We start from the raw sequence: 23,651 nt of genomic DNA on the forward strand, positions 1-23,651 counted from the left end.
AGACAGTCGCGGCAAGCCAGTACGGGAGGCCGCGAGCAAGCGTCTCGTCAAAAGTTAAAAAGTAATGATTTCGGGAAGGTAGTGCCGCATTCATCAGTGGCTATCCTCATAAAATTGCAGGCTTATACCGTCATCTTGATCGAAACCGAGAGTCAAAGAAGAAACGCGTAGAGGAGAGTTCATCTGCTCAAGCAGCTGTTTACTCAGCGCCGGAAGAATTTGCTGATCCAGAAGGCTATCGATATTTCGTGCGCCCGCTTCGGGTAACAGGCAGGAACTAACCAAATAGTCGTAGAGGTTCTCTTCAATCCGGCAGGTCAATGCATAGTGTTTTTGCAGGCGGTTCACTACTTTGGCGAGTTTTATTTCTACAATACGGCGGAGCGCAACGGGGTCGAGAGGCCGGAAAATCAGCGTTTGAAAACGTGCCAACAGCGCCGGCTGAAAGTGTTCGCTTAATAAAGGATAAAGCAGCGCGTGCAGTTCGCTTTCAGACGTGTCAGGAAATTGTTCAAGTTGAGACATCAACGCATCGCTGCCTAAATTGGCAGTCATTAGAATTACGGTATTAGTAAAATCTATCTCCCGCCCTTCGCCGTCGCGCATTACGCCTTTGTCGAACACCTGATAAAAGAGGTTAACCACGTCGTGATGGGCTTTTTCGACTTCATCAAGCAGGATGACGCTGTAAGGCTTTTTGCGCACGGCCTCTGTTAAAACGCCGCCTTGTCCATAACCCACATAGCCGGGTGGCGAACCTTTTAACTGCGAGGCCGTATGCGCCTCTCGATATTCCGACATGTTAAGCGTAATCAGCGATTTATTGCCGATAAACAGCGTGTCGGCCAAGGCAAGTGCGGTTTCGGTTTTACCTACACCGCTGGGTCCGACGAGCAGGAAAACCCCCAATGGCGACTGCTCGGCGGTTAAACCCGTTTGCGCAGCTTGAATTCGCTGTACCAATTGACCGAGGGCAGTAGGTTGCCCGATAACGCGCTGATTAAGCTGCTGCTCTAATGACAATAATGCCGTTTGCTGACTTTTCAGCAGACTGCTCAAGGGCACGCCCGTCCAGTCGGCGATGACGGTGGCTACGGCGCGTGTATCGACATCAAGCCCGAGCAGGGGATGCTCTCCTTGTAACGCCACGAGCTCTTGTTGCAGCCCGACAAGCTGGCTGCTTTCTGGCGGATTTTTTCGCTGCTCGACAATCTCTGCGATCAGCTTTTGCTCTTTTTCATACTGCTGTTGCAGAACCTGCTGTTCGCTCAGAAGAGTCTGGCAGCGTAATAAAATAGTTTGCTGACGGGACATATTGGTCGTCGGCAACAGTGTGTAATCGTGCTGAAGTGCCTGCTGCTCCAGCCTTATCGCATTGAGCTCAGTGTCGATTTTCGCCAGAGGTCCGGGCAGCACGTCGTGACTCATGCGAACGCGAGCCGCGGCGGTATCAAGGAGATCAATGGCTTTGTCCGGCAACTGTCTGCCTGTCAGATAGCGGCGTGAAAGAGATACGGCAGCGCTAATCGCGGCATCGGTAATATGCACGCCGTGATGCGTGGCATAACGGCTCTTCAAGCCCCTCAGCATCAGGCAAGCTTTATCATCATCAGGCTCTTCAACGTTGATAACTTGAAAACGTCTTTCGAGTGCCGCATCGCGTTCAAAATACTGTTTGTACTCTGACCAGGTTGTTGCGGCGATGGTGCGCAGTTCGCCTCGTGCCAATGCGGGCTTGAGCAGATTGGCCGCATCGCTGCCACCTTGCTGATTGCCAGCACCAATGAGCGTATGGGCTTCGTCGATAAACAGCATCACGGGCGAAGGGGATTGTTGCACCGCCTCGATCACTTTTTTCAAACGCTGCTCAAATTCGCCCTTAACACCAGCACCCGCTTGAAGCAGGCCAAGGTCCAGCGTGCGTAAGGTGACAGCCGCTAAACTGGCGGGCACTTTTCCATCGGCAATGCGTAATGCCAACCCCTCAACCAGCGCCGTTTTCCCTACGCCGGGATCGCCAACCAGCAGCGGGTTATTTTTTCGCCGCCGGGAGAGAATGTCGATCATTTGGCTAATCTCGTCGTCGCGGCCCAATACGGGGTCAATCTCTCCAGCCCGCGCTTTCGCTGTCAGGTCTTGGCTATATTTGTCCAGCAAAGCCGTAAATTGTTCGTTGGTCGACTGATTTTGTTGAGGTAACGGGTTGAGGTGAGATGAAAGTTGCTGCGCCGTGTTGGCGGCAAAAGCCTGCGCAGTACTGGCGTTTTCTGGTCGTTGTAATGCCGGTCGCTCCTCCGACTGAGCGTCTAGCAAAGGCCTAAGTCTGGCGAGCTGTGCGGGACTCAGGCTAAAGAGTCGCCATGCTCCTTCGCAACACAACATTTTTGGATCAATGATCAATGCCTCAAGTAATTGAACGCTGCGAACACCTTTAACCTCTTCCTGTTCTACAACCCTTAACCAGGCACTTTGAATAAGCGCGACCAGATCGTTTGATAAAATTGGCGCGACGCTAAGCATACGAGGGAGTTTATCGAGATGGGCGAGTAAGTCTTGCCACAGGCTATCGAGGTCCCATTCATAATGTCGCGCCAGCACGGTGATATCTCCTTCACCTTGCTCAAGCAGTTTGAGCATCAGGTGTTCGGGCGTGACTTCACCGTGAGCGCGGGTTTGACATAAAATTGCGGCGGCTTCGAGTGCGCGTGCGCAGTAGGGATTAAGTCGACGAAGTAAAACGGCAGACTGATTTTCCATGCTGAAATTCCTTTTTGGCTACGCTACCGCCCCTGACCATTTCCGTAGCGAAAACCGAGGTCCATGAGGTCATGCTTTGCGTGTCGCGTTAAAAGTTTTAAATGACAACAGGCGAATGGCCGCCTGTTGTCGACCTGTTATCAGGCGGTAGAACGCTCATTCCAGTCGTCGGAATGCTCGACGTTGCCGTCTTTAAAGTTCCAGATTATTTTTGAGTAACGCAGCTCCACCAATTCCAGATGGTTGTGTTTTTCCTTGGCCTGATCTTTGATGTCGTGCATTTTCGGCGAGACTTTCACCACCTTGACGTTTTCGAGTCGGGTGTTGAAATACTCGCGTTCCTGACCGGCATCGTCGATTTTGTACCACTTGAACTCTGCCGATTTCAGGGTTTGTCCGGTGGTTGCGGCCTTGTAGAGATAGACGCTTGAGGCATCGATTTCTTTGGTAAAGACGAAAGGCGTATGAATTCGGGTGCCGGTCAGTTTGCCGGTGTTGTTATCGGTCGGGATGTAAAGCGTGTGGTCCTGCGCCACGACTTCAATACTTCCTTGACGGCCCTGCACGTCAACGGAGCCTTTGATGTCGACGCCATTGTTGTCTTTGAGCCAAAGGTAGACGGGAATTGCCATGATTTACTTCTCCTTAAGATTGCGAAACCTCATCATTTCCGGATGAGGGGATAACTGATGCGTGGCAGCGTTGTCTCTACCGCACCAGATCTATTTCGACACGACGATTGGTCGCGCGGCCTTCCGCTGTGTCGTTGTATTTAAGGGATTGACTGGCGCCCATGCCTCGCACAATGAAACTGTCGGGGTGAAAATTGCTGTTAGTTATCATCCAGTCACGGACAGCTTCTGCGCGTTTCAGCGATAGCTGCTGGTTCTCCTGCTTATGGCCGCTGCTGTCGGTATGACCGGTAATCTGGATTTTTCCGCAGCCTTCGTACCTGATTTTGAGCAACGCCTTTTGCAGCGCAGGTAAAGCCTCGGCGTTAATACGCGATTCACCGGCTTTGAAGAGGGAGACATTCGGAAAACGGAACATTCTCTGGCAGTCTGAATAGGGTTCTGGCCGCGTTGGGTTATAGAAGGCAGCAGGTGCAGTCCAGTTATTGATAGCCCGTTGCAGGGGCATGTAGAGTGATCTTCCCTGATAAAGTCCGAAATCCAGATGCCATGGAACGCCGTAACGTTGAAAGCGATTGAGCAATTCTTCGTTATAAATCAGCTGGTTTTGAGCATAGAGTTTGGCTTTGACAGGTTCAGGGCCAAGCTTTTCATATTTTCGAATGTCATCCGTAAAATCTCGAATAAGATCGCTGTTATGGCAGGAACTTATTTGCATCATGATGGTTAAAACCATGGTCATCATGCCCGCGATTTTGATACTGCGTTTTTGATTAGGCGTGAATCGCCGACGTGGCACGATAAGTGGCAGCACGAGGTCTGGAAAAGGCAGGGCGGCGGAGTGAGAATTGGTTGCTGTGCGATACAGCGTGGTTTCTTGGCAGATTGCACGCTGCCAAAGGTTATTTTCTACGACATTGAGTGAGGCGAAATGAATCACTACCGCGCTCAGCGGAGAAAAAGATAAACCAGAATGCACCGGCTGCAATTCACTCATCACTACGCTATTCATCCAGTCGAACAAACGGTTTAGCCATAGCGTCTGCGCAAAAATCTCTGCCTTGTTCCCCTGATCTTTTTGCCAGGCTGAGAATTTAACTTTCGCAATTTTAGGGCGATACACTTTTATTTCTGATTTGCCGCCATTAACAAAACCATCGTGAACAAACCACGTATTGGAAAATGGCGGGCATGCCGATGACGCCTGTTGTGACTGTGAATCGACACAAACGCAAAGCATGATAGGCAAAACCGCATTTATTTGATGATGGGTGTCAAAAAAGCAGGTGCGCCATTGGCAAAGGGTGGCGAGAAGCCTCTCTTCGTCATCATGAAATTCGGGTGCTACGCAAAACATCACAGACAGGTGGCGCAGTTTTAAGGGTTCTGTGGCGGCAATCCATTTAATGGTTTCAATGAAGTCTTCGGGCGAGGGCGTATTTAAATAGCCGCCGCGATGTGTGACATGCAGATTCGTTTTATCTGCAAAAAATAGCGCGCTGTCGCCACAGACTAAAATCAGCGGCTCGTCAGTTTTCAGCACTGAAAGGTCGGCGTTTTTTAGACCGTGGGGGGATTCTGGTAACCCTTGTGGCTGTTTAATAAACCGGCGGCACTTTCCCCATAAATAATTGTTCCATAAGCATTTGCTCCATAAACATTTGCTCCATAAGCGAGGTGCTGGAATGTATTCAAAAGTCATGGCAGCCAATCCTGAATATCATTCTGTAGTGACGAATCGAGTGCCCATCTCATCAAGACAAGAAAAATGATTGCGCCAAGCCACCAGGCGCGAACTTCCCACTTAGTTGTTTTTGTTGAGCTACGCCTTACCACTAAAGGCAGCTGCTCATCTACGTTGAGCGCCGGAACCTGCTGCTCGAGCGCGGTCAGGAGCTCTTGCTTGTACTGACGACCCTTGTCATCGGCGCTTTGTTCCTTAAATCGCTCACCAAAACCGAGCAGTAACACGCGGTGAAAACAGGTGAGCAGGGCAATATCAGGCGCTGTTTTGTCAAGCTCGGTGTGGATCCGTTCCCATAACTTTTCACCGGCTTCCAACGTATTGAAATAGCGGATTTGAAGAGGCGATTTCAGCCAATGGTAGTAACCGTCGTCTTGAACATCACGATTCATTACGCTTTCGTCCCAGAGTGCGCACAGGGCATAAAGCATCTGTTCAGTAGATTCTGGCGACGCAGATGAGGCTTCGAGCTGTTGCCGTGCGTGGTCGATCTGTTGGCAGGCTTTTTGATAAAGCGCGCGTCCATCTTCGACTTGAACGCCGTTACGCAGTTGACTAACCGCTAGCCAGCTGGTGGCAAACATCATGTCGACGTCGAGCAAAACGGCTTTTCCCGTTTTAGATTTCTGTAGAGATTTCATGAGCGCAGCACCGCAAAAAGTTCGAGTTGGATATCACCCAGCGAGGCGGGTACGTAAAAGGCACAGCTGCCGGAGGCGAGCATGGATACGGCAGCCGGATGGCCGAGATCGAGCGCGAAATACTGGTTTTCAAGGCGCATCGGAATTGCCGCCGGAACCTGATGTAATGCGCTTAAGGGCACGCCGTTGAGGGCGGAATTAATCACCTCATTAACGTCATCGGGACTGCCGACTTTGCACAGCGCCGGAAACTGCACCTGCAACAGATGAGGTTTGAGCGAAGATCGAACGGAAAGGTAAAAATCTGCATTTTCGCGTAAGCGTGCGTCATGCAGCTGTCCGTACCAAAAAGGCGGCTGGTGGTCTAGTTGCAGCGTGATCACGCGTGAGGGCAGGCTGATTTCAAGCAACGTGCCGAGCAAAGCCAGCAACGGCGGAAATACTTGCTCAGGCGCATCGTGGCGATAGCGTGGAATGGCCTCGGTATTATGCTCAAGAGAAAAGGTGACCAGCGAACCGGCGAGGCGGGCAAGTTCACAATAGAGCCGTTCAGGATGCAAAGCGGTTTGTTGCAGCAGGCAGTCGATCACCGGCTCATGGCTGTTGAGCGCATTGAGTAGCCAAAATAGAGAGACATCGGCGACGACGAAATCCGCCATTCGCTGGTTGCTTTCACGGCGCAACGCCATCAAACGACGGCGTTTGGCTTTGAGACGATAGCTAAGCTGATGCAGTTGTTCGCAAAGCATTGGGCTGGCTGCAAGCGCCATCAACGGGGGAATAAAACCGCTATCTATTATCCAGTTACCCGCTTCATTACGAATAAGCCTAGCGACCGGCAGCGTCAGAAACTGCTGATTCTCTTCATGGGCGTAGCGCAGAGAAAGCGCCTGCCTCATCACGGCAATGTCGGTTTGCTCGTCTCCCGTGATGTCCTGCACTTTTACCCATTCCTGAATAAACCTTCGCGGGTTCTCAGCAGATTCGGTACTTTTTACATTCCCTCCCGTAGCGAGCAGGAGAGGGAGCGCGAGCATAATCGTGACTTCGTTAAGCTCGACCACAGAACTCAGGTCGCGGGCAGCGGGAAGGATGTCAGTGGTGTGCGTATCGACAAGGCTGCCGTCAGGAAATCTCACTATTAACCTTTGGGCACAGAGCCGCGAATAGGCCAGCGCGCTTTCATCAAATTCGGCACAGATAACGCCCCACGGCTGGCCCACGGAAGCTTGAGCAAGGCTCAGCGCATTGTGGTCGTGCCAGAGCGTCTGCTGCTGAAATTGCTGAGGTGTTAAAAACGCCCCGTCTATCCACAGTGGTCGAAAGATTTTCATGACGTCTCCGGCCTACGCTTTCGCTTTTGGCATTTGTGATACCAGCGAAAGACTGACGTCCATGCCTTCGACCTGAAAATGCGGAACGGCAAACAATTGCACACGAAAGAAACCGGGGTTGTCTTCAATATCTTCAACCTTGACCCGCGCGTCGCGAAGCGGATGGGTCGCCTGAAGGTCATCGCCGGGGTCGGTCATTTCGGTTACCAATGCCCGAACCCAATTATTGAGCTCTATTTCAAGCAGGCTGCGATCTTTAGTCGTGCCGATGTTTTCGCGCTGAATCAGTTTGAGATAGTGCGCGATACGCGACAGTAAAAAGATATAAGGCAGGCGAGCATTGATACGGCTGTTGGCCGAGGCGTCGGCGGTGTCATACAGCGCCGGTTTTTGCGTGGAGTTCGCCGAGAAAAAGCAGGCGTAGTCGCGATTTTTATAATAAGAGAGAGGAATAAACCCAAGATTGGCGAATTCAAACTCGCGGGTTTCAGGGATCATTACCTCAGAAGGGATTTTTGCCTGATTACCGGTACCGAGATCGTAAAGATGGATAGGCAGGTCGGTGACAGCACCTCCCGCCTGCGGGCCGCGGATCTGCACGCACCAGCCGTTTTGAATGAAGCTTTTGACCAGATTGGCGGCAAACGAGAAAGAGGCATTGGACCATAAATACTTCTCGTGATCGGGCCCTTTAACTTCTTCGATATAGTTAAAGCTGCGCACGGGCACGGTATCGGGGCCGTAGGGAAGGCGTCCGAGGACGCGCGGCATGGTGAGCCCTATGTAACGTGAGTCATCGGATTCGCGAAAGGTTTTCCATTTAATGTATTCGGCGCGATCAAAATAGTTGCCGATATCCTTGATGGCGGCGACCTCTTCCATGTTTTCTTTGAGAAAGAATTTTGGACCGACTGCGCCTATAAACGGCATGTGTGCCGCCGCCGACACCTTGGAAATGCTGCGCAGCAGCGCGATATCCTGCGGGCTCGCGTCAAACTCGTAGTTGGAGATAAGCGAAGCAATCGGCTCTCCGCCCGGCATGTCATATTCTTGAATATAAGTATGCCGATAAAGCCCGCTCTGGATGACCTCGGGACAGTCTTCAAAGTCTTGTCGTAAGTCTTCTTTCGATACGTCAAGCAGCTCGATTTTCACATTCTGGCGAAAATCGGTGCGATCGATAAGAAACTTCAGCCCACGCCAACCGGATTCGAGACGCTGAAAATCAGGATGATGCATGATGTCATCGAGCTGGCTGCCAAGCTGTTGATCGAGTTGAGCAATATGGCTATCAAGCAGCGTTTTATCCAGGCGTTCGACCTTTTCCCCGGAGGTGGCAAGCTGGGCAAGCAGCACCTGAACGGCGGCGGTCACGCGTTCGTCGGCGGTTACATCGGCCAGAGCCTGATTGTCTTGAAACAGATTGAGATCGACAGGCGAAACGATCGGCGTAAGGTTTATTTTTTCAAACAGTGAGGCGTAAACGCTCTCTTCACCGGCGGATTCCAACACGGATTTTTGATAGTTTTGGCGACTTTCATGAGCAGGCATCGGCATAGTCTCGCGTTATTCTGAATCGGATGGCGTGAGGTGAGGTTGAGGCGCCAGCGCGGCCAACTCACTGCGCAGGTTTTGACTTAGCGCTTCATCTTTGAGGATGATTTCGAGCTCTTTTCTGAAGGTGGCGTTATCCAGCAGATTGGATTTGAGATCCCGCAGAAGATTACGCATTGACAGCAGCGCACGAAGCCGTGGAATCTGCCTTGCTACCTGTTCCGGCTCAAAATCTTTCATACATTTAAAATTCAGGGCAATATTATCTTCGACATTAACCCCTGCCAGATTATTAATGGTCGTAATATTCAACGAGGGATGTAAATCTGCGAGCACGCTGTCAAAATTGTTTTTATTTATATTAATTTTACTTCTTTCTGCCAGCGGCCGTTTTTCTTGCCCATGACTATAATCACCCATGGCTAATAATTTTAATGGCAGCTCCACTTTTTTAGTGATGCCGCCCGTGTGAAGGTCCAGTTTAATGTTTACGCGGGCTTTGGGGATTTCTTCCTGAAAACTGGTCGCCATTGGCTTATCTCCGTAACGTAATGTTTTAATATCATTAATAATAAGTTGCGAGGCTTGGCGCGAGCGTAGGCGGTCCTCTACAGGTCTGAAGGAGCTATGATGCTTAAAGGCGTTATTTTATTAATTAAATAATAATAAGGTAATGACGGGCTGCTAAAGAATAGCCATCATCATATTCCTGAAGGGGAAATAAGCAAGTCCGTAAGTCGGAATAATTAAAATAACCTCTAAATAATAAGTTAACAATAACGATGGCGTGGCTTTTAAATTCTAATTATATAATATATCAATATGCCGGATATTAATTGCTGATTTATTTTTCTATATAAAACTTATAGTCTGTTTAAGTTTTATTATTAGGGTGGTTTTATTACGAGGTATTTACTCTAGGATTTAAATAATAAAACGCGGAGGTAAACACCTTGAATCGCCTGACTTGCCAAACGGGCGTTCTCCCCCTTTGTGGCGCAGGGCGGCAAGAGGGCAAAATTTTCGCTGGCCGCACGTGGTGTGGTGGTTATCTGTATGGAGTTCGGTTATCTTTGTTAGTAGTAATAAAATTATTAAACCTTTTAACGGAGTTTTTATGAGCACCCCTTTGAATATTGCCTTCATCAAGGCTAACTGGCATGCCGATATCGTTAACCAGACGCTGGTAGGCTTCAAGCAACACATGGCCGACACCAATCAGGAATACACGCTGGAAGTGTTTGACGTGCCGGGTGCATTTGAAATGCCATTGTTGGCGCAGCGTCTGGCAAAACGTGGCGACGTAGATGCTATCGTGTGTGCTGCTCTGGTCGTGGACGGCGGGATTTATCGTCACGACTTCGTCGCGCAGGCAGTAGTAACCGGCCTGATGCAGGTTCAGCTGGCGACTGACGTTCCGGTGTTCTCTGTTTCTTTAACGCCACACAACTTCCAGCCAGAAAAAGAGTTTAACGATTTCTATCTGCAACACTTCATCAAGAAAGGCGCAGAAGCGGCGAAAGCTGTTCGCATGATCCACGCCCTGTAATAATTTCTGATGATGAGACCGGCACTAACTTACCGTGCTGGTCTCGTGCAGATGCCGCCACAGAATTTTTCCCTGCGCGTTGCGCTCAAACACGATCGTTGAAAAACGTAACGTCACGCTTTCATCGAGCGTTTGCCGTTCCTTATAAAGGATAACGGCGCCGGTTTCCCATTGGCTGACCACTTGCAAATCAAATACCTCAATCTGCAAACCGCTTTTCGCGCCGCCATTGGCACGGAAAAAGGCGCACAGCGCAAAATAATCCAATGCATTCCCCGCCAGGCTAATCATGCTGTACTGCGCGCTGAATCGGCCAATCAGCTGCTTCATGATTTCATCAGGCGCGTTCGCCTCTCCTAGCCACTGTTCGATCAAACGATGAGCCTCGATAACCTCATCAAAGTAGGGATTGGAAATAGACATGCGTCTCCTTTATTAGGTTAATTTCGCCACAGTGGCGCGTTGCAGATCACGATTTGGAAAGGTCGCGTGGGCATGCAAAGACCTCTTAAAGAGTGTGATCTATGTCACACTTCATCGGCGATACTTATCTAAAGTTAATTATGAATCGTTAATTCCTATCAGTGATTAAATATATTTGGTGATATTGAAGGAATTGTCAAAAATATTGCCCGTAACCTTCAGATGCTTATTCCCAATGACGTTAACAATAAGCGTGATAAAAGCAGGGAATTATTCGAGTTTGTAAACGCTTCCTAAATGGAATTATGGCTACTATTCATCCATTATCAGACGTGAGCGGTTACACTACAGGCCAACTTCAGAGAAAATAATTGAGGCAATCGGGCCGAGATAAATCCACGTTAAAATTTAACTTTCGACAATAATTCAATTTTATGTACCTAATGGTTCATTGGTTGCCAAGTGTTATTGCAACCGGTTGCTTTGATTTAAGCGTTTGATTTTAAGGTAATTTATGTAAAATAAATAGTTCTATAATAAGAGTGAAAATTATTTTTCATATATTTTTTATTGAGCATAAATTTCATCTTAAATCAGTGGAACCGTTTACAATTTTGCACGGCTACATATTTTCTACTTATCGATAACCTTTGAAATCAGCAGCGTTAACCCTGCGTGCTATATTTTTTAAAATTCATCGATTCTGTAAAGTTGCGTATATACTCTCCGTTAGATTAATTTTATATTATGCCGCTGCAAAACATGGCTCCTCGGGATTATGTGCTCTTTCTCATCTTTGTTGATGATAGAGAAGAGGCATAAGCAGGCTTAACTCATTAAATCGAAAATCTTCCGTGAATAACAAAACGTCAATTTCAACGTTCATATTACTGTCGCTTTTCCAGCCGCTGACGGCCAGCCTTGCGATGGCTGCCGAGCAACCCGCTGCTGCGGATAAAAAAGTTAAGTCCGACACCTCCGAGGACAATACGCTGCTGATCATTAAACAGCAGAACAACGGTCTCTCCGAGCTCGACACGCCCGCCGCCGTCAGCATCGTTAATGGTGACGACGTTCGTGACAGCAAGCCGCAGGTTAACCTTTCTGAAAGTCTGACCGCCGTGCCGGGTTTGCAGGTGCAAAATCGTCAGAACTATTCACAAGATTTACAGTTATCCGTGCGCGGCTTTGGCAGTAGCTCAACCTACGGCGTGAGCGGCGTGCGTATTTATGTCGACGGCATTCCGGCCACCATGCCAGACGGGCAGGGCCAGACCTCGAACATCGATTTAAGCTCGGTTGATAAAATTGAAGTTCTGCGCGGACCTTTCTCGGCCCTTTACGGCAACGCCTCGGGCGGGGTAGTGAATGTCGAAACGCAAAGCGGAACACAACCGACCACGCTGACGGCCGGCACCTATTTCGGCAGCTACGGCTCGTTTCGTAACAGCGTAAAAGCCTCCGGCGCAACGGGCGATGGCACCCACGCGGGCGATGTAAATTACGAGATTTCTGCCTCTCGTTTTACTACGCAGGGTTTCCGTGACCACAGTTCGGCGCGTAAAAATCTGGGTAACGGCAAGCTGGGCGTGCGTCTTGACGATCGCAGCACGCTGACGCTGATGTTTAACAGCGTTTCCGTCGATGCAGGCGATCCGGGCGGGTTGACTGAATCAGAATGGAAGGCCAATCCGAGCCAGTCACCGCGCGCGGATCAGTACAATACCAACAAATCTATCGACCAGACGCAGGTCGGGCTGCGCTATCAGCGCGAAATGACGGACAACGATCAGCTCTCGATCATGACCTATAAAGGTGAGCGCCACACCACGCAGTACCAGTCGATTCCCCTGTCTGCGCAGCTTAATCCGGCGCATTCCGGTGGCGTTATCGTGCTCGAACGTCGTTATCAGGGCATCGATACGCGCTGGACGCACAACGATCAGATTGGCTCGGTGCCGTTTACGGTAATCGGCGGGCTGGACTATGAAACCATGACCGAACGTCGTCAGGGGTTTGAGAACTATAACGTTGTTGATGGTTATACCGAATACGGCGTGAAGGGCGATCAGCGTCGTAATGAAAAGAACACGATGTGGAATCTCGATCCGTACCTGCAAACCAGCTGGAAATTGACGCCGCGCTGGACGCTGGATGCGGGCGTGCGCTACAGCACCGTCAGCTTCGACTCCAAAGATTATTACATCACGCAGGGTAACGGCGACGACAGCGGCAGCACCCGTTATCACAAAGCGCTGCCGATGGGATCGTTAAGCTACGCCTTAACGCCTGCGTGGAACCTTTATGCCTCCGCCGGCCGCGGCTTTGAAACGCCGACCATCAACCAGCTCTCTTATCGTCCGGATGGCGCGTCGGGTCTGAATATCAATCTTAAACCATCGACCAGCAACACGGTTGAATTCGGCAGCAAGACCCGAATTGGCTACGGATTGCTGACGGCGGCGGTGTTCCAAACCGATACCGACAATGATTTGGCCGTGGCGACCAGCAGCGGCGGTCGAACCAGCTACGTGAACGCCGGTAAAACCCGTCGCCGCGGGCTTGAGCTCTCTCTCGACCAGCAGTTTGCCTCCGACTGGCGTCTGCGCATGGCGTGGACACTGCTCGACGCCACCTATCGCAATGACGTTTGCGGCACCTCGAGCTGCAGCGCGGCCGACGTGACGCCAGCGGGCAACAAGCTGCCTGGCATTGCACGAAATTCTGCCTATGCTTCATTGGGTTGGGCGCCGCCGGAAGGTTTCCACGCGGGCACTGATATTCGCTACATGAGCGACATTCAGGCCAACGACGACAACACGGCGCAGGCTCCGGCCTACACCATTGTCAGCGCCAACGCGGGTTATCGTTTGAACTGGCGCAGCAACTGGTCGCTGGATCTGTTCACTCGCGTCGACAACTTATTCGACCGCCATTATGTCGGTTCGGTCATCGTGAATGAAAGCAACGGGCGCTACTTCGAACCGGCTCCTGGAAGAAATTGGGGTGGCGGCGCAACCCTTACCTATACTTTCGAATAATTGCCGAAAGATTAGCCGCTTTTACGCCGTTTCCTTGCTGTTTACGAAAAACAGCAAGGCTGAAAAACCAGACACAGGCTCTCGCCAGGGAATAGGAAAAGAGCCTTCAAAGAACCGAGTGCAGGGCGAACGTTAAAATCTGGCTATATTATTAGGCTTGAGAGTTAACAGTTTGGCTTGCCCGAGGAAGGACATTCCGTATTACGCCGAATGTTTTTAAGATCTCCTTTAGAAGGCGAGATCGAAGACAATGAAAATCTTGTAAGGTTAACCATATGACAACTAAAGCTTCGTTATCGCGCATCGTCGTAATAATCACCGCTTTGTTCGCCGCGTTGAGCGGAATATATTTACTGGCCGGCGGTATCTGGCTGGCGACAATGGGGGGCTCCCTCTATTACATCATCGCCGGTGTCGTGCTGCTGGTAACGGCATTTTTACTTTATCGTCGTCGCGCATCAGCCTTGCTGCTGTACGCCGTCTACCTGCTGGCAACCACTATTTGGGGCCTGTGGGAAGTTGGGTCCGACTTCTGGGCGCTGACGCCGCGTCTTGACGTGACCTTCTTCCTCGGTCTGTGGATCCTGCTGCCTATCGTTTACAACCACATGAGCGTCAAGAACGCCTTCGCACGCGGTGCGCTGGCTGTTTCTCTGCTGTTCACCGTGGCGGTACTGGTTTATTCAGTATTCAACGATCCGCAGGAAATCAATGGCACCTTGCCTGCTGCGGATAACGCACCGGTACAGTCTACCCCAGGCGTTGCCGACGGCGACTGGCCTGCGTATGGCCGTACTCAGGGCGGTACCCGTTACTCGCCTCTGAAGCAGATCAACGACAAAAACGTCGGCGAGCTGAAACAAGCCTGGTCCTTCCAGACTGGCGATGTGAAAACTGCCAACGATCCGGGTGAAATCACCGATGAAGTGACGCCGATTAAAATCCGCGACACCCTTTATCTGTGTACGCCACACCAGAAACTGTTCGCGCTGGATGCCGCGACCGGCAAGCAGAAGTGGGTATTTGATCCACAGCTGAAGCAGAATCCAACCTTCCAGCACGTGACCTGCCGTGGCGTTTCTTACTATGAAACTCCAGCTGCCGCAGAGAGCAACGCGACCAACGGTGCGGCTCCGGCCCTCTGTTCTCGCCGCGTAATCTTGCCAGTGAACGACGGTCGTATGTTCGCGCTGGATGCTGAAACAGGTGCACGTTGCCCTGAGTTCGGCAACAACGGCGAGCTGAACCTGCAAAGCAACATGCCTTACCCAGTTGCGGGTCATTACGAGCCAACTTCACCGCCAATCATCACCAAAAGTGTGATCATCATGGCGGGCGCGATTACCGATAACTACTCGACTACGGAGCCGTCAGGCGTTATCCGTGGCTTCGACGTGAACACCGGTAAACTGCTGTGGGCCTTCGATTCAGGTGCCAAAGACCCGAACAAGATCCCGGGCGAAGGCGAAAACTATACGCCTAACTCGCCAAACTCATGGGCACCTGCTGCCTATGACGCGAATCTGGATATCGTTTACCTGCCGATGGGCGTGCAAACGCCAGACATCTGGGGTGGCAATCGTACGCCAGAGTCCGAGCGTTATGCGAGCAGCCTGCTGGCGCTGAATGCGACCACCGGTAAGCTGGTGTGGAACTATCAAACCGTGCACCACGACCTGTGGGACATGGACGTACCGGCTCAGCCAACGCTGGCGGACATCAATGACAAGAACGGCAACAAAGTTCCGGTTATTTATGTGCCAACCAAAACCGGTAATATCTTTGTTCTGGATCGTCGTGACGGCAAGCTGGTTGTTCCGGCTCCGGAAAAACCTGTGCCACAGGGCGCGGCCAAAGGCGACCACACGTCTCCGACTCAGCCATTCTCTGACCTGACTTTCCGTCCATCCGCCAAGCTGACCGGCGCGGACATGTGGGGCGCAACCATCTACGACCAGCTGATGTGTCGTGTGATGTTCCACCGTCTGCGTTATGAAGGGACGTTCACGCCTCCTTCAGAGCAGGGCACGCTGGTATTCCCGGGTAACCTTGGGATGTTCGAGTGGGGCGGTATTTCGGTAGACACCGATCGTCAGGTGGCTATTGCCAACCCGATCGCACTGCCATTTACCTCTAAACTGGTGCCACGTGGTCCGGGCAACCCAATGCAGCCGCCAAAAGATGATGCGGGCGGTAGCGGTACCGAGTCTGGTATCCAGCCACAGTACGGCGTGCCTTACGGCGTTGAACTGAATGCGTTCCTGTCACCACTGGGCTTCCCATGTAAGCAGCCATCTTGGGGCTACATCTCCGGTGTTGATCTGAAAACCAACGATATCGTGTGGAAAAAACGTATCGGTACCGTGCGTGACAGCTCACCTGTGCCATTGCCATTCAAAATGGGGATGCCAATGCTGGGTGCGCCAACCTCAACCGCGGGTAACGTATTCTTCATCGCAGCCACCGCAGATAACTACCTGCGCGCGTTCAACATGAGCAACGGCGACCAACTGTGGCAGGCTCGTCTGCCAGCGGGCGGTCAGGCTACGCCGATGACTTATGAAGTAAACGGCAAGCAGTACGTGGTTATTGCAGCAGGCGGTCACGGTTCATTCGGCACCAAGCTGGGTGACTACATCGTGGCTTACGCACTGCCAGATGACGCTAAAAAATAATTAACTTAACGGCGGCTTTGGCTGCGATGAGTTAAGTTATCAAGAAGGGCTACTCGTTAATGAGTGGCCCTTTTTTTATTTATTTAAATGATTGATAAGTTAGAGTTTATTCTTAATCTTCTCGTTACTGTGATTGCCCTTTATCACCTAAAGGAGTGTTGATCATAATGACACTTCCTCGAGAATGACGTATGAATAATCAATTTATTTTACCCAGGGATCCTATCTCTTCCCCAAGTCGCAATTTAATTACCCTCCCGCCTACTCTCCTTGCTATTCCCCCCATCGCAACGGTATCTAACATTTCTACGCAACCCGCCTCCGTGCCTCGGCAAAATGTGCCTTTTAATAAATGGGCACAACTTACAGCGTTGAGAGAACAAGCTGTTGATGAAAATGGACTCACTCAACAAACCCGCGCAGCCATGGCGGCGACACCACGAAAAGAAAATCAGCGAGGTTCAAGTTATGCGATTGAACTTTATCGGGCACCCGGCGGAAGTGATATTCCCAGAGATCAGCTCGCGCTTGCAGCAAAGATTGATAGGAGCACATTAGTTCATATTACTGAATTAAGAAAACCCACCGCCGGTATGAAGCTCCTCGCGGAAATCCCTCGCAATGAGAATGAAACCAAAATTGAATACGGCAGACGGTTGAGACGGGAGATGCCGGGTTTTAATAGTGATGACTATGTAGCCGTGTCGAAAGCCCCAAGATCCTCATTACTCGATCACCCCGAATTTCAAGCCGCGACATCAAAAGTTGAAGAGGTACTTAAAAAGCCACAAGCGAAAAGACAGCAAGGTGAGTCTTTAAAAGCTTGGGGAAATAGACTAATGCAGACTTATAAACTCGATGCTGCGGATTGCTCTGTTATATGTAGTGAAAAAGTAGGGAAGTTTCGTACTATTTCGCAAACTCAAAAAAATAAAAAAATAAATAAAAGCAGCGCAGCACCAGTCCCGACTCTCTCTTTTAATATCCAACAGCAGGCACTAGATATTTCTGCTATTGAGTATGCGAATAATACCCCGATAAGTTCACCCGCTTCGCAGCAAAACCCACAATCTCCGCAACCTGTTGCAGGGCCTTCTGGTTGGGTTGATCCACGATTAACTACCCGGATAACGCGCGTTAATGCTACGCCAGAAGATAACCGATCGCTTTCCAGTTCAGTCAGCTCAATTTCTCTGGAAGATTCTGCCCCTGCTGCCAAAAAGGGACGGATACAAAAAATAATTTGGTCAGCGGAGCCTGAGAGGTTGCCAGCATTATTAACGCAGCTTCGTCATGAGAGAGAAAATAATCCGGCAAGGTTAGTGGATTGGATTGACGAAAATAGAATTATGCACTTTGCGGTTATTGGCGTATTAAGTGAGCAGGCAGCAAGAATGGGCGCGGTGGTGATGTTTGAAACGACTAATGCGCTTTTATATGCGTTAGCGAAAAATTATAGCGCTAAACAGGATGTTTTTCGGACACTTTTTTCAAATCATGAGCTTGGCCTGCGATTTGTTAATACCTTGCCTCTGGTTCTACATTTACCGGCAGGCTTGAAAAGTACCGATCTGTTGAGAGAGTTAAGTTACGATAAGCTTATTCAAGCTAAAATATATGAATTTTTAAATGAAAAGTACGTTGCAGACCGCCCTGTCATCAAGATTACTCGGTCAGTAATAATTTTCATGGACGAGCTGAAAAGCTAGGTAAAACCTTTGCAATAATTACCACACATCAGGCGAGTGAAATATTAGCGAATAAAAATTATAATGTACAATTGGAAGAGCCAAGCATCACTTATTATTCAGCGATGCAAAATTTGCATGAGGTAGGTTTAGATAAACGACCTTCACTATGGCAAAGCTTAAATCTTCCATTTCAGAAAAGAAAGAAGAATCCGGTTGAGCAGCAACAGTATCTCTATAACCTCATTGCAAGAAATACTTCAAAAATAAATGAATTGCCCCCAATTAGCGAGGCGCAGATACAGCGGATACAGCAAAATGATGCTAAAGCACATGCTCAGTATATTGAGAAAAAGGAAAAGTTTAATGCGCAAGCGAGTTTAATAGACAGTATAGATAAGCAAATTGCAGCACAAAAACGCCAGCACGGTCTTAAGGTTGCCGATTTATTCTTAACAACAGCTGGATTGAAGGCTGCCCATCTTGCGGCACAAAGTAATGCCCTAAAAGATAACCTCCATCAGGCTGACATAGATCACCAAAGGCGGGTCGATCAACTTGCTTATGAGCATGCTAGTCGCCGACAATCTCCCAATTTACTTGCCACCGCCGCGCTCGTAGCGGTTAATGCCTCAATGGGCGAATTAAGAAATAATGTTAGACCTTCTGTTGCCAATATTTTTTCATTAATCGGTGAGGGTAATGTCAGGCGTAAAATCGAACAGGAGAATAGCGCGAAATTGAGAGAGTCATATTATGGCGTGCGGGAAAAGGCTGTTTCATCCGCGCCTTACTTACCTATTACTTCGCCTATCACCTCTCCTGAAAACACTGCTTCTCCTGAAAATATAGCTTCACCTGAAAATATAGCTTCACCTGAAAGCATGGCTTCACCTGAAAGCATGGCTTCGCCTATGAGCATTGATTCGAATATTGACCGACAAATTAATGAGGCATTAGAGCAGGGTGATTATTCCTTAGAAAAAAATTCAGGACTAAATCCTCAAGCCTATATTAATAATGATGAGTCAAATCCATTTTCTCCTTTTGAAGATGAAATGTTAACTGATGACAGCCAGGCGACGATTTCTTACGATATCTCACCTAAGGTCATCGAGCCGGTAATTGTTCCTGCACAAACTATTACTTCAAGCGTAGAGAGGGTTAATGATAATCCTTTGCCTTATTTAAGAGGCATTCTGAGCCATAATGAATCGAGTCTTGATCATCTTCAGTCTCGCTATGAAGCAATTAATGCTGCGGGGACAAGAAAGATAAGTAGAAAACAAAAAATGAGAGAAGAAAAGGTAGAGGCTCAGTTACTTCGTATCAAATTACAAACACCAGAAGTACCAAAATCAGAAATAAAATATCCTGAACCTACAGTCAAATTTAAAGCTTCTCGCACAAAAATTTTGAAGAATAAGGAAATAAATAAGAGTGCAAGTCTGGAAGCAAGTACCACAAGTCAAAGCCAGCGCATCATTGAAAGTAGCAATGTTGCTCTCTCAGATGACAGTATCATTGAAGCGTCTAACAGTTAGTAGATGAACGATCCCTCCCTCTCGGAAAAATAAGATCTCCTCATTTAATCATAAAAATAGGGCAGCCAAGCACGGTTGCCCACATTCGCACCTTATCTGCTTCAACATTACTTTTTGCCGTCTACAGTTAAGCTAACTCCAACCTGCTAAAAAACGGCAACAAATGAAATTTCTGGCACCTTTCAAACACTATTACCATAACCGGCCACGCCTGCTGGTGGCGCTGTTTCTCGGCGTTGTCAGCTATTTCCTCTTACCCGACAAGCAATCTATTGCGCAGCGGCTGCTGATTAGCTGGAATGTGATGGCGTGGTTTTACCTGATTTTTTTATGGTGGGAAATGATCAGTACCCCCGCGAAAAATATTGCCTCCAAAGCCCGCGGTCAGGACGAAAGCGCGGCTACCGTGCTGACGCTGGTCTGTATTACCTGCCTGGTCAGCATGATGGCAATTTTCCTTGAGCTGGGTACCGTCAAACAGCTCGCCGGGACTGCCAAGGCGGTTCATATTGCGCTGACGGCCTCTACGCTTATTGTCTCGTGGTTTCTATTGCCGACCGCTTTTACCATGCATTACGCGCATACCCATTATCTGAATAATGACGATAAGAAAAAGGTGTTACTGTTTCCGGACAAAATTGAATTACCCGAATACTGGGATTTTGCCTATTTTTCCTTCACCATTGCCGTCGCGGCGCAAACGGCCGACGTCGGTACCGGAAATACCGCTGTGCGACGATTAACGCTGTTGCAGGCCGTGCTCTCCTTTATTTTTAATTTGGCTATTTTAGGCTTGTCTATTAACGTCGGCGCAGGGCTGATGAGTTAAACAGGCATTTATCAGGGGCAGGGAATCAATGAACAATAAGATAAAACTCGCCGTCGCGATGCTGTTTATGGCTTCAATCAATTCGACGTGGGCAAAAAGCTGCAATGAAGTGCGTGCCGGGATAGATATGGGATCGGGCACCACTAAAATTCAGGTCAGCGAAGTCAACGTGTGCACCAACACCTTGGGCAAAGTGCTGTTTTCACAGGATAAGCCGATCGGTTTTAATGAAGATTTGGCCGAGTCGGCTAATAATCAGCTGAGTCCGGCAATACAGCAGCAGGGCATCGAAGCATTAAAACAGCTGGTTGAGCAGGCGCGTAAATATCATCCGACCCGTATTACCGGCGTCGCAACGGCGGTATTTAGAACCGCTGCCAACGGCCCCGAAGTGATTAAACAATTCAATCGGCAGGCCCACGTTTCGCTGCGGGTAATTTCACAGGCGCAGGAAGCCGAGCTGGGCTTTATCTCGGCCAAGGCGGCGTTAAACGATCCCGCGATTAAAGATACCGATTTGCTGGTGTGGGATATCGGCGGCGGGTCGATGCAGATGACAACTTACAATCTTAATAATGGCAGGGAAACCGCAGAGATTTATCAGGGAAAACTGGCCTCCGTCAGCCTGAAAGATTTGGTTATTGAGGTGCTGATGAATAAAGACCTCAAACAGGTCAACTCACCGAATCCAGTTGCGCCGCTGGCCGACGAAATTTTACGTCTCGTCAATTTCTATGCACGTACTCACGTTAATCCGGCAATTATGCAGGCGACGAAAAATAAGCGGGTGATCGGCATTGGAGGCGTGCATGGTTATTCGATTAAAGATCAGCTTAAACCGATAAATAATCAGTACAGCATCGCCGATCTCCAGCGGGTCGCTAAAGATAAAGTTAATCTGAGTGATGCTCAATTAACGGGCGAGTATCGCGCTACCGACGTAACCAATTTGTTGCTGGTTGAAGGCTTTATGCAGGCGTTAAATATTTCGACGGTTACCCTCGTAAAGGCAAACCTGATTCAGGGAATTTTGTTGCAATAAGGGTCCGTTCTTGTGGCCCGCTAGAGGCCGCCTAAACTATTGTCGATTAAGCAATTATGCTTCGCTTTAATTGTTGTCGCTTAAACACGCAGGAGCACGTTTATGTCTATTGAAAAACCGCAGCCACAGGAAATTGCCGACGATTTCATCTGGCTTGAAGAGATCAAGGGCGAGGTTGCCGTCGATTGGGCCAGCCAGCAAAGTCAGCAAACGCGCCGCGAATTTGCCGACAGCGATCGTTTTGAGGCGATACGCGGCGACGTGCTCGACTGCCTTAATTCCCCGACGCAAATTCCGATGGTTTATAAGTGCCGCGACTATTTTTACAACTTTTGGCAGGATGAAAAAAATCCGCGCGGCCTGCTGCGTCGCACCAGCTTTGACTCTTATCGCAGCGACGCGCCGGAATGGGAATCGGTGCTCGACATTGACGCGCTGGGCGCGAAAGAGGGCATTGACTGGGTTTATTACGGCATCCAAACCTTAACGCCAGATTACGATCGCGGATTATTACACCTTTCTCCCGACGGCGGCGACGCATCGGCTATTCGCGAGTTTGACCTTACGACTTGCACATTCGTTGAAGACGGTTTTAATTTACCGGCCGCTAAAAGCCGCATGACCTGGATCGATCGCGATCGCGTGCTGGTCGCGCCCGATCTCGGCCCAGATTCGATGACCACCTCTGGATATCCGCGAATTGCCAAAATCTGGCAGCGCGGCACGCCGATCGAAAGCGCCGAAACGCAGTTCACCACTGAAAAAACCGACATGTCGGTGATTATGGTGCATGACAACACGCCGGGCTTCGAGCGCAATTTTGTGGGGCGAACTATCGATTTTTACCATCGCGAAGTGTTCCTGCTGGATGAGCAACAGGGGTTGCTGCCGGTAGCGATTCCGCAGGACGCCCGTTTCGGCACCTGGAAGCAGTGGCTGCTGATTTTCCTCTCCAGCGAATGGACGGTCGCGGGTGAAACTTATCCGTCCGGTACTCTGCTTGCCGCTGATTTTAATGAGTTTATGGCCGGAACGCGCCAGTTCACCACGCTGTTTACGCCGCAGGCGACCACTACGCTGTCGAATTATTCGATGACCCGCGATTACCTGATCCTCAGCATCATGGATGACGTGGTAAATCGGCTTGAAGTGCTGAAACCGCAAGTCGGAAATTGGAGCCGTCAGGGGCTGGGCGACGCACCGGAGCTGAGTAAAATCAGCGCTTCGGGCATCGACGAAGAGACCAACGAATTCTTTATGACCGTCACCGGATTCCTGCAACCTACCTCGCTTTATTACGGCGTGCTGGGTGACGGCGATCAGGCTGAGCAGGGCACACAGGTGGAGATCCTCAAACAGGCGCCGAGCCATTTTGAGGCCTCGCATTATCAGGTGGCGCAGCACTTTGTGACCTCCGATGACGGCACGCGGGTGCCTTATTTCGTGATTTCGCGTAACGATATCGAGCTCGACGGCACTAATCCTACCCTGCTTTATGGCTACGGCGGGTTCCAGATTTCGCTCGATCCTTATTATCTCGGCGTGGCCGGTCCGTCATGGCTGGAGCGCGGCGGCGTGATGGTGATCGCCAATATTCGCGGCGGCGGCGAATACGGTCCGCGCTGGCATCAGGCGGCGTTAAAAGAGCAGCGTTTACGCGCCTATGAGGATTTTTCTTCCGTCGCTAAAGACTTGATTGCTCGGAAGATTACCTCTCCAGCGCACCTTGCCGCGCAGGGTGGCAGCAACGGCGGCCTGTTGGTAGGCAACATGCTGACGCTCTATCCAGAACTGTTTGGCGCGATAGTCTGTGAAGTACCGCTGCTCGACATGCAGCGCTACACGCAGATATCGGCGGGTGCCTCGTGGATTGCCGAATATGGCGACCCGCAGAAGCCCGAAGAGTGGGAATATATCCAAAAATTCTCGCCTTATCATAATATTGACGCGCTAAAAACCTATCCGCCCGTGCTGTTTACCACGGCCACCAGTGACGATAGAGTTGGCCCCGGCCACGCGCGCAAAATGGCGGCAAAAATGCAGCAGCTGGGCATTGAAAACGTCTATTTCTACGAGAACACCGAAGGCGGCCACAGCGCGGCGGCAGACAAAGCGCAGGGTGCTTTCAAACGTGCGCTGGTGAGCGAGTTTCTATGGAGCTATCTGGCTGAAAAATAAATTTATTATCGATAATCGAC

At 49.9% G+C, this 23,651-nt stretch carries 16 protein-coding genes; 8 read left to right on the forward strand and 8 right to left on the reverse strand.

Features of this window, described 5'->3' with window-relative positions:
- Positions 1-93: 93 nt before the first annotated feature.
- The 7 genes from tssH to tssB form a co-directional block, all read right to left on the reverse strand.
- The gene (gene tssH / locus SC206_RS14525) at positions 94-2,757 is read right to left on the reverse strand and encodes a type VI secretion system ATPase TssH (RefSeq protein WP_332738135.1); all 2,664 of its coding nucleotides are present in this window, start codon (positions 2,755-2,757) and stop codon (positions 94-96) included.
- 140 nt (positions 2,758-2,897) lie between these two features.
- Positions 2,898-3,389, reverse strand: coding sequence for an Hcp family type VI secretion system effector (locus SC206_RS14530; RefSeq protein WP_332738136.1), 492 nt, complete (start codon positions 3,387-3,389; stop codon positions 2,898-2,900).
- A 76-nt stretch (positions 3,390-3,465) separates the two neighbouring features.
- Positions 3,466-5,091 (reverse strand): OmpA family protein, encoded by a 1,626-nt coding sequence (locus SC206_RS14535; protein WP_332738137.1) that lies wholly within the window; start codon positions 5,089-5,091, stop codon positions 3,466-3,468.
- Complete coding sequence (gene tssL / locus SC206_RS14540; RefSeq protein WP_332738138.1) at positions 5,088-5,774, reverse strand: type VI secretion system protein TssL, short form; 687 nt, start codon at positions 5,772-5,774, stop codon at positions 5,088-5,090. The genes SC206_RS14535 and tssL overlap by 4 nt, the downstream gene beginning before the upstream one ends.
- The gene (gene tssK / locus SC206_RS14545) at positions 5,771-7,108 is read right to left on the reverse strand and encodes a type VI secretion system baseplate subunit TssK (RefSeq protein WP_332738139.1); all 1,338 of its coding nucleotides are present in this window, start codon (positions 7,106-7,108) and stop codon (positions 5,771-5,773) included. The genes tssL and tssK overlap by 4 nt, the downstream gene beginning before the upstream one ends.
- Positions 7,109-7,120: 12 nt before the next feature.
- Positions 7,121-8,659, reverse strand: a complete 1,539-nt coding sequence (gene tssC, locus SC206_RS14550) for a type VI secretion system contractile sheath large subunit (RefSeq protein WP_332738140.1) — start codon at positions 8,657-8,659, stop codon at positions 7,121-7,123.
- A gap of 15 nt (positions 8,660-8,674) precedes the next feature.
- On the reverse strand, positions 8,675-9,193 hold the full coding sequence (gene tssB / locus SC206_RS14555; RefSeq protein ID WP_332738141.1) for a type VI secretion system contractile sheath small subunit: 519 nt from the start codon (positions 9,191-9,193) through the stop codon (positions 8,675-8,677).
- A 586-nt stretch (positions 9,194-9,779) separates the two neighbouring features.
- On the opposite strand from tssB, the gene SC206_RS14560 reads away from it, so the two are divergent.
- Complete coding sequence (locus SC206_RS14560; protein ID WP_332738142.1) at positions 9,780-10,211, forward strand: 6,7-dimethyl-8-ribityllumazine synthase; 432 nt, start codon at positions 9,780-9,782, stop codon at positions 10,209-10,211.
- 24 nt (positions 10,212-10,235) lie between these two features.
- On the opposite strand, the gene SC206_RS14565 is transcribed toward SC206_RS14560, so the two are convergent.
- Entirely contained in the window at positions 10,236-10,634 is a 399-nt protein-coding gene (locus SC206_RS14565; protein WP_332738143.1) for a DUF4440 domain-containing protein, read from the reverse strand.
- Positions 10,635-11,560: 926 nt separating this feature from the next.
- On the opposite strand from SC206_RS14565, the gene pqqU reads away from it, so the two are divergent.
- From pqqU to SC206_RS14600, 7 genes are all read left to right on the forward strand, one after another.
- On the forward strand, positions 11,561-13,675 hold the full coding sequence (gene pqqU / locus SC206_RS14570; protein ID WP_442976095.1) for a TonB-dependent receptor PqqU: 2,115 nt from the start codon (positions 11,561-11,563) through the stop codon (positions 13,673-13,675).
- 275 nt (positions 13,676-13,950) lie between these two features.
- On the forward strand, positions 13,951-16,350 hold the full coding sequence (locus SC206_RS14575) for a glucose/quinate/shikimate family membrane-bound PQQ-dependent dehydrogenase (RefSeq protein WP_332738145.1): 2,400 nt from the start codon (positions 13,951-13,953) through the stop codon (positions 16,348-16,350).
- 191 nt (positions 16,351-16,541) lie between these two features.
- Complete coding sequence (locus SC206_RS14580; RefSeq protein WP_332738146.1) at positions 16,542-18,059, forward strand: hypothetical protein; 1,518 nt, start codon at positions 16,542-16,544, stop codon at positions 18,057-18,059.
- Between the two features lie 71 nt (positions 18,060-18,130).
- Positions 18,131-19,582 (forward strand): hypothetical protein, encoded by a 1,452-nt coding sequence (locus tag SC206_RS14585; protein WP_332738147.1) that lies wholly within the window; start codon positions 18,131-18,133, stop codon positions 19,580-19,582.
- A 163-nt stretch (positions 19,583-19,745) separates the two neighbouring features.
- Positions 19,746-20,411 carry a DUF1345 domain-containing protein gene (locus tag SC206_RS14590; RefSeq protein ID WP_332738148.1) on the forward strand — a complete coding sequence of 222 codons (666 nt, stop codon included), beginning with the start codon at positions 19,746-19,748 and terminating at the stop codon, positions 20,409-20,411.
- A 28-nt stretch (positions 20,412-20,439) separates the two neighbouring features.
- Positions 20,440-21,453, forward strand: a complete 1,014-nt coding sequence (locus SC206_RS14595; protein WP_332738149.1) for a Ppx/GppA phosphatase family protein — start codon at positions 20,440-20,442, stop codon at positions 21,451-21,453.
- Between the two features lie 102 nt (positions 21,454-21,555).
- Positions 21,556-23,631, forward strand: coding sequence for a prolyl oligopeptidase family serine peptidase (locus SC206_RS14600; RefSeq protein ID WP_332738150.1), 2,076 nt, complete (start codon positions 21,556-21,558; stop codon positions 23,629-23,631).
- The last annotated feature ends 20 nt before the right edge of the window (positions 23,632-23,651 follow it).

The sequence above is a fragment of the Rouxiella sp. T17 genome (assembly GCF_036663475.1).
Taxonomy (GTDB): Bacteria; Pseudomonadota; Gammaproteobacteria; order Enterobacterales; family Enterobacteriaceae; genus Rouxiella.

What these genes read in the sequence shown, in the direction of transcription:
- tssH (WP_332738135.1), bottom strand. Translation starts at nt 2,757, where the DNA reads ATGGAAAATCAGTCTGCCGTTTTACTTCGTCGACTTAATCCCTACTGC.
- SC206_RS14530 (WP_332738136.1), bottom strand. Translation starts at nt 3,389, where the DNA reads ATGGCAATTCCCGTCTACCTTTGGCTCAAAGACAACAATGGCGTCGAC.
- SC206_RS14535 (WP_332738137.1), bottom strand. Translation starts at nt 5,091, where the DNA reads ATGACTTTTGAATACATTCCAGCACCTCGCTTATGGAGCAAATGTTTA.
- tssL (WP_332738138.1), bottom strand. Translation starts at nt 5,774, where the DNA reads ATGAAATCTCTACAGAAATCTAAAACGGGAAAAGCCGTTTTGCTCGAC.
- tssK (WP_332738139.1), bottom strand. Translation starts at nt 7,108, where the DNA reads ATGAAAATCTTTCGACCACTGTGGATAGACGGGGCGTTTTTAACACCT.
- tssC (WP_332738140.1), bottom strand. Translation starts at nt 8,659, where the DNA reads ATGCCTGCTCATGAAAGTCGCCAAAACTATCAAAAATCCGTGTTGGAA.
- tssB (WP_332738141.1), bottom strand. Translation starts at nt 9,193, where the DNA reads ATGGCGACCAGTTTTCAGGAAGAAATCCCCAAAGCCCGCGTAAACATT.
- SC206_RS14560 (WP_332738142.1), top strand. Translation starts at nt 9,780, where the DNA reads ATGAGCACCCCTTTGAATATTGCCTTCATCAAGGCTAACTGGCATGCC.
- SC206_RS14565 (WP_332738143.1), bottom strand. Translation starts at nt 10,634, where the DNA reads ATGTCTATTTCCAATCCCTACTTTGATGAGGTTATCGAGGCTCATCGT.
- pqqU (WP_442976095.1), top strand. Translation starts at nt 11,561, where the DNA reads ATGGCTGCCGAGCAACCCGCTGCTGCGGATAAAAAAGTTAAGTCCGAC.
- SC206_RS14575 (WP_332738145.1), top strand. Translation starts at nt 13,951, where the DNA reads ATGACAACTAAAGCTTCGTTATCGCGCATCGTCGTAATAATCACCGCT.
- SC206_RS14580 (WP_332738146.1), top strand. Translation starts at nt 16,542, where the DNA reads ATGAATAATCAATTTATTTTACCCAGGGATCCTATCTCTTCCCCAAGT.
- SC206_RS14590 (WP_332738148.1), top strand. Translation starts at nt 19,746, where the DNA reads ATGAAATTTCTGGCACCTTTCAAACACTATTACCATAACCGGCCACGC.
- SC206_RS14595 (WP_332738149.1), top strand. Translation starts at nt 20,440, where the DNA reads ATGAACAATAAGATAAAACTCGCCGTCGCGATGCTGTTTATGGCTTCA.
- SC206_RS14600 (WP_332738150.1), top strand. Translation starts at nt 21,556, where the DNA reads ATGTCTATTGAAAAACCGCAGCCACAGGAAATTGCCGACGATTTCATC.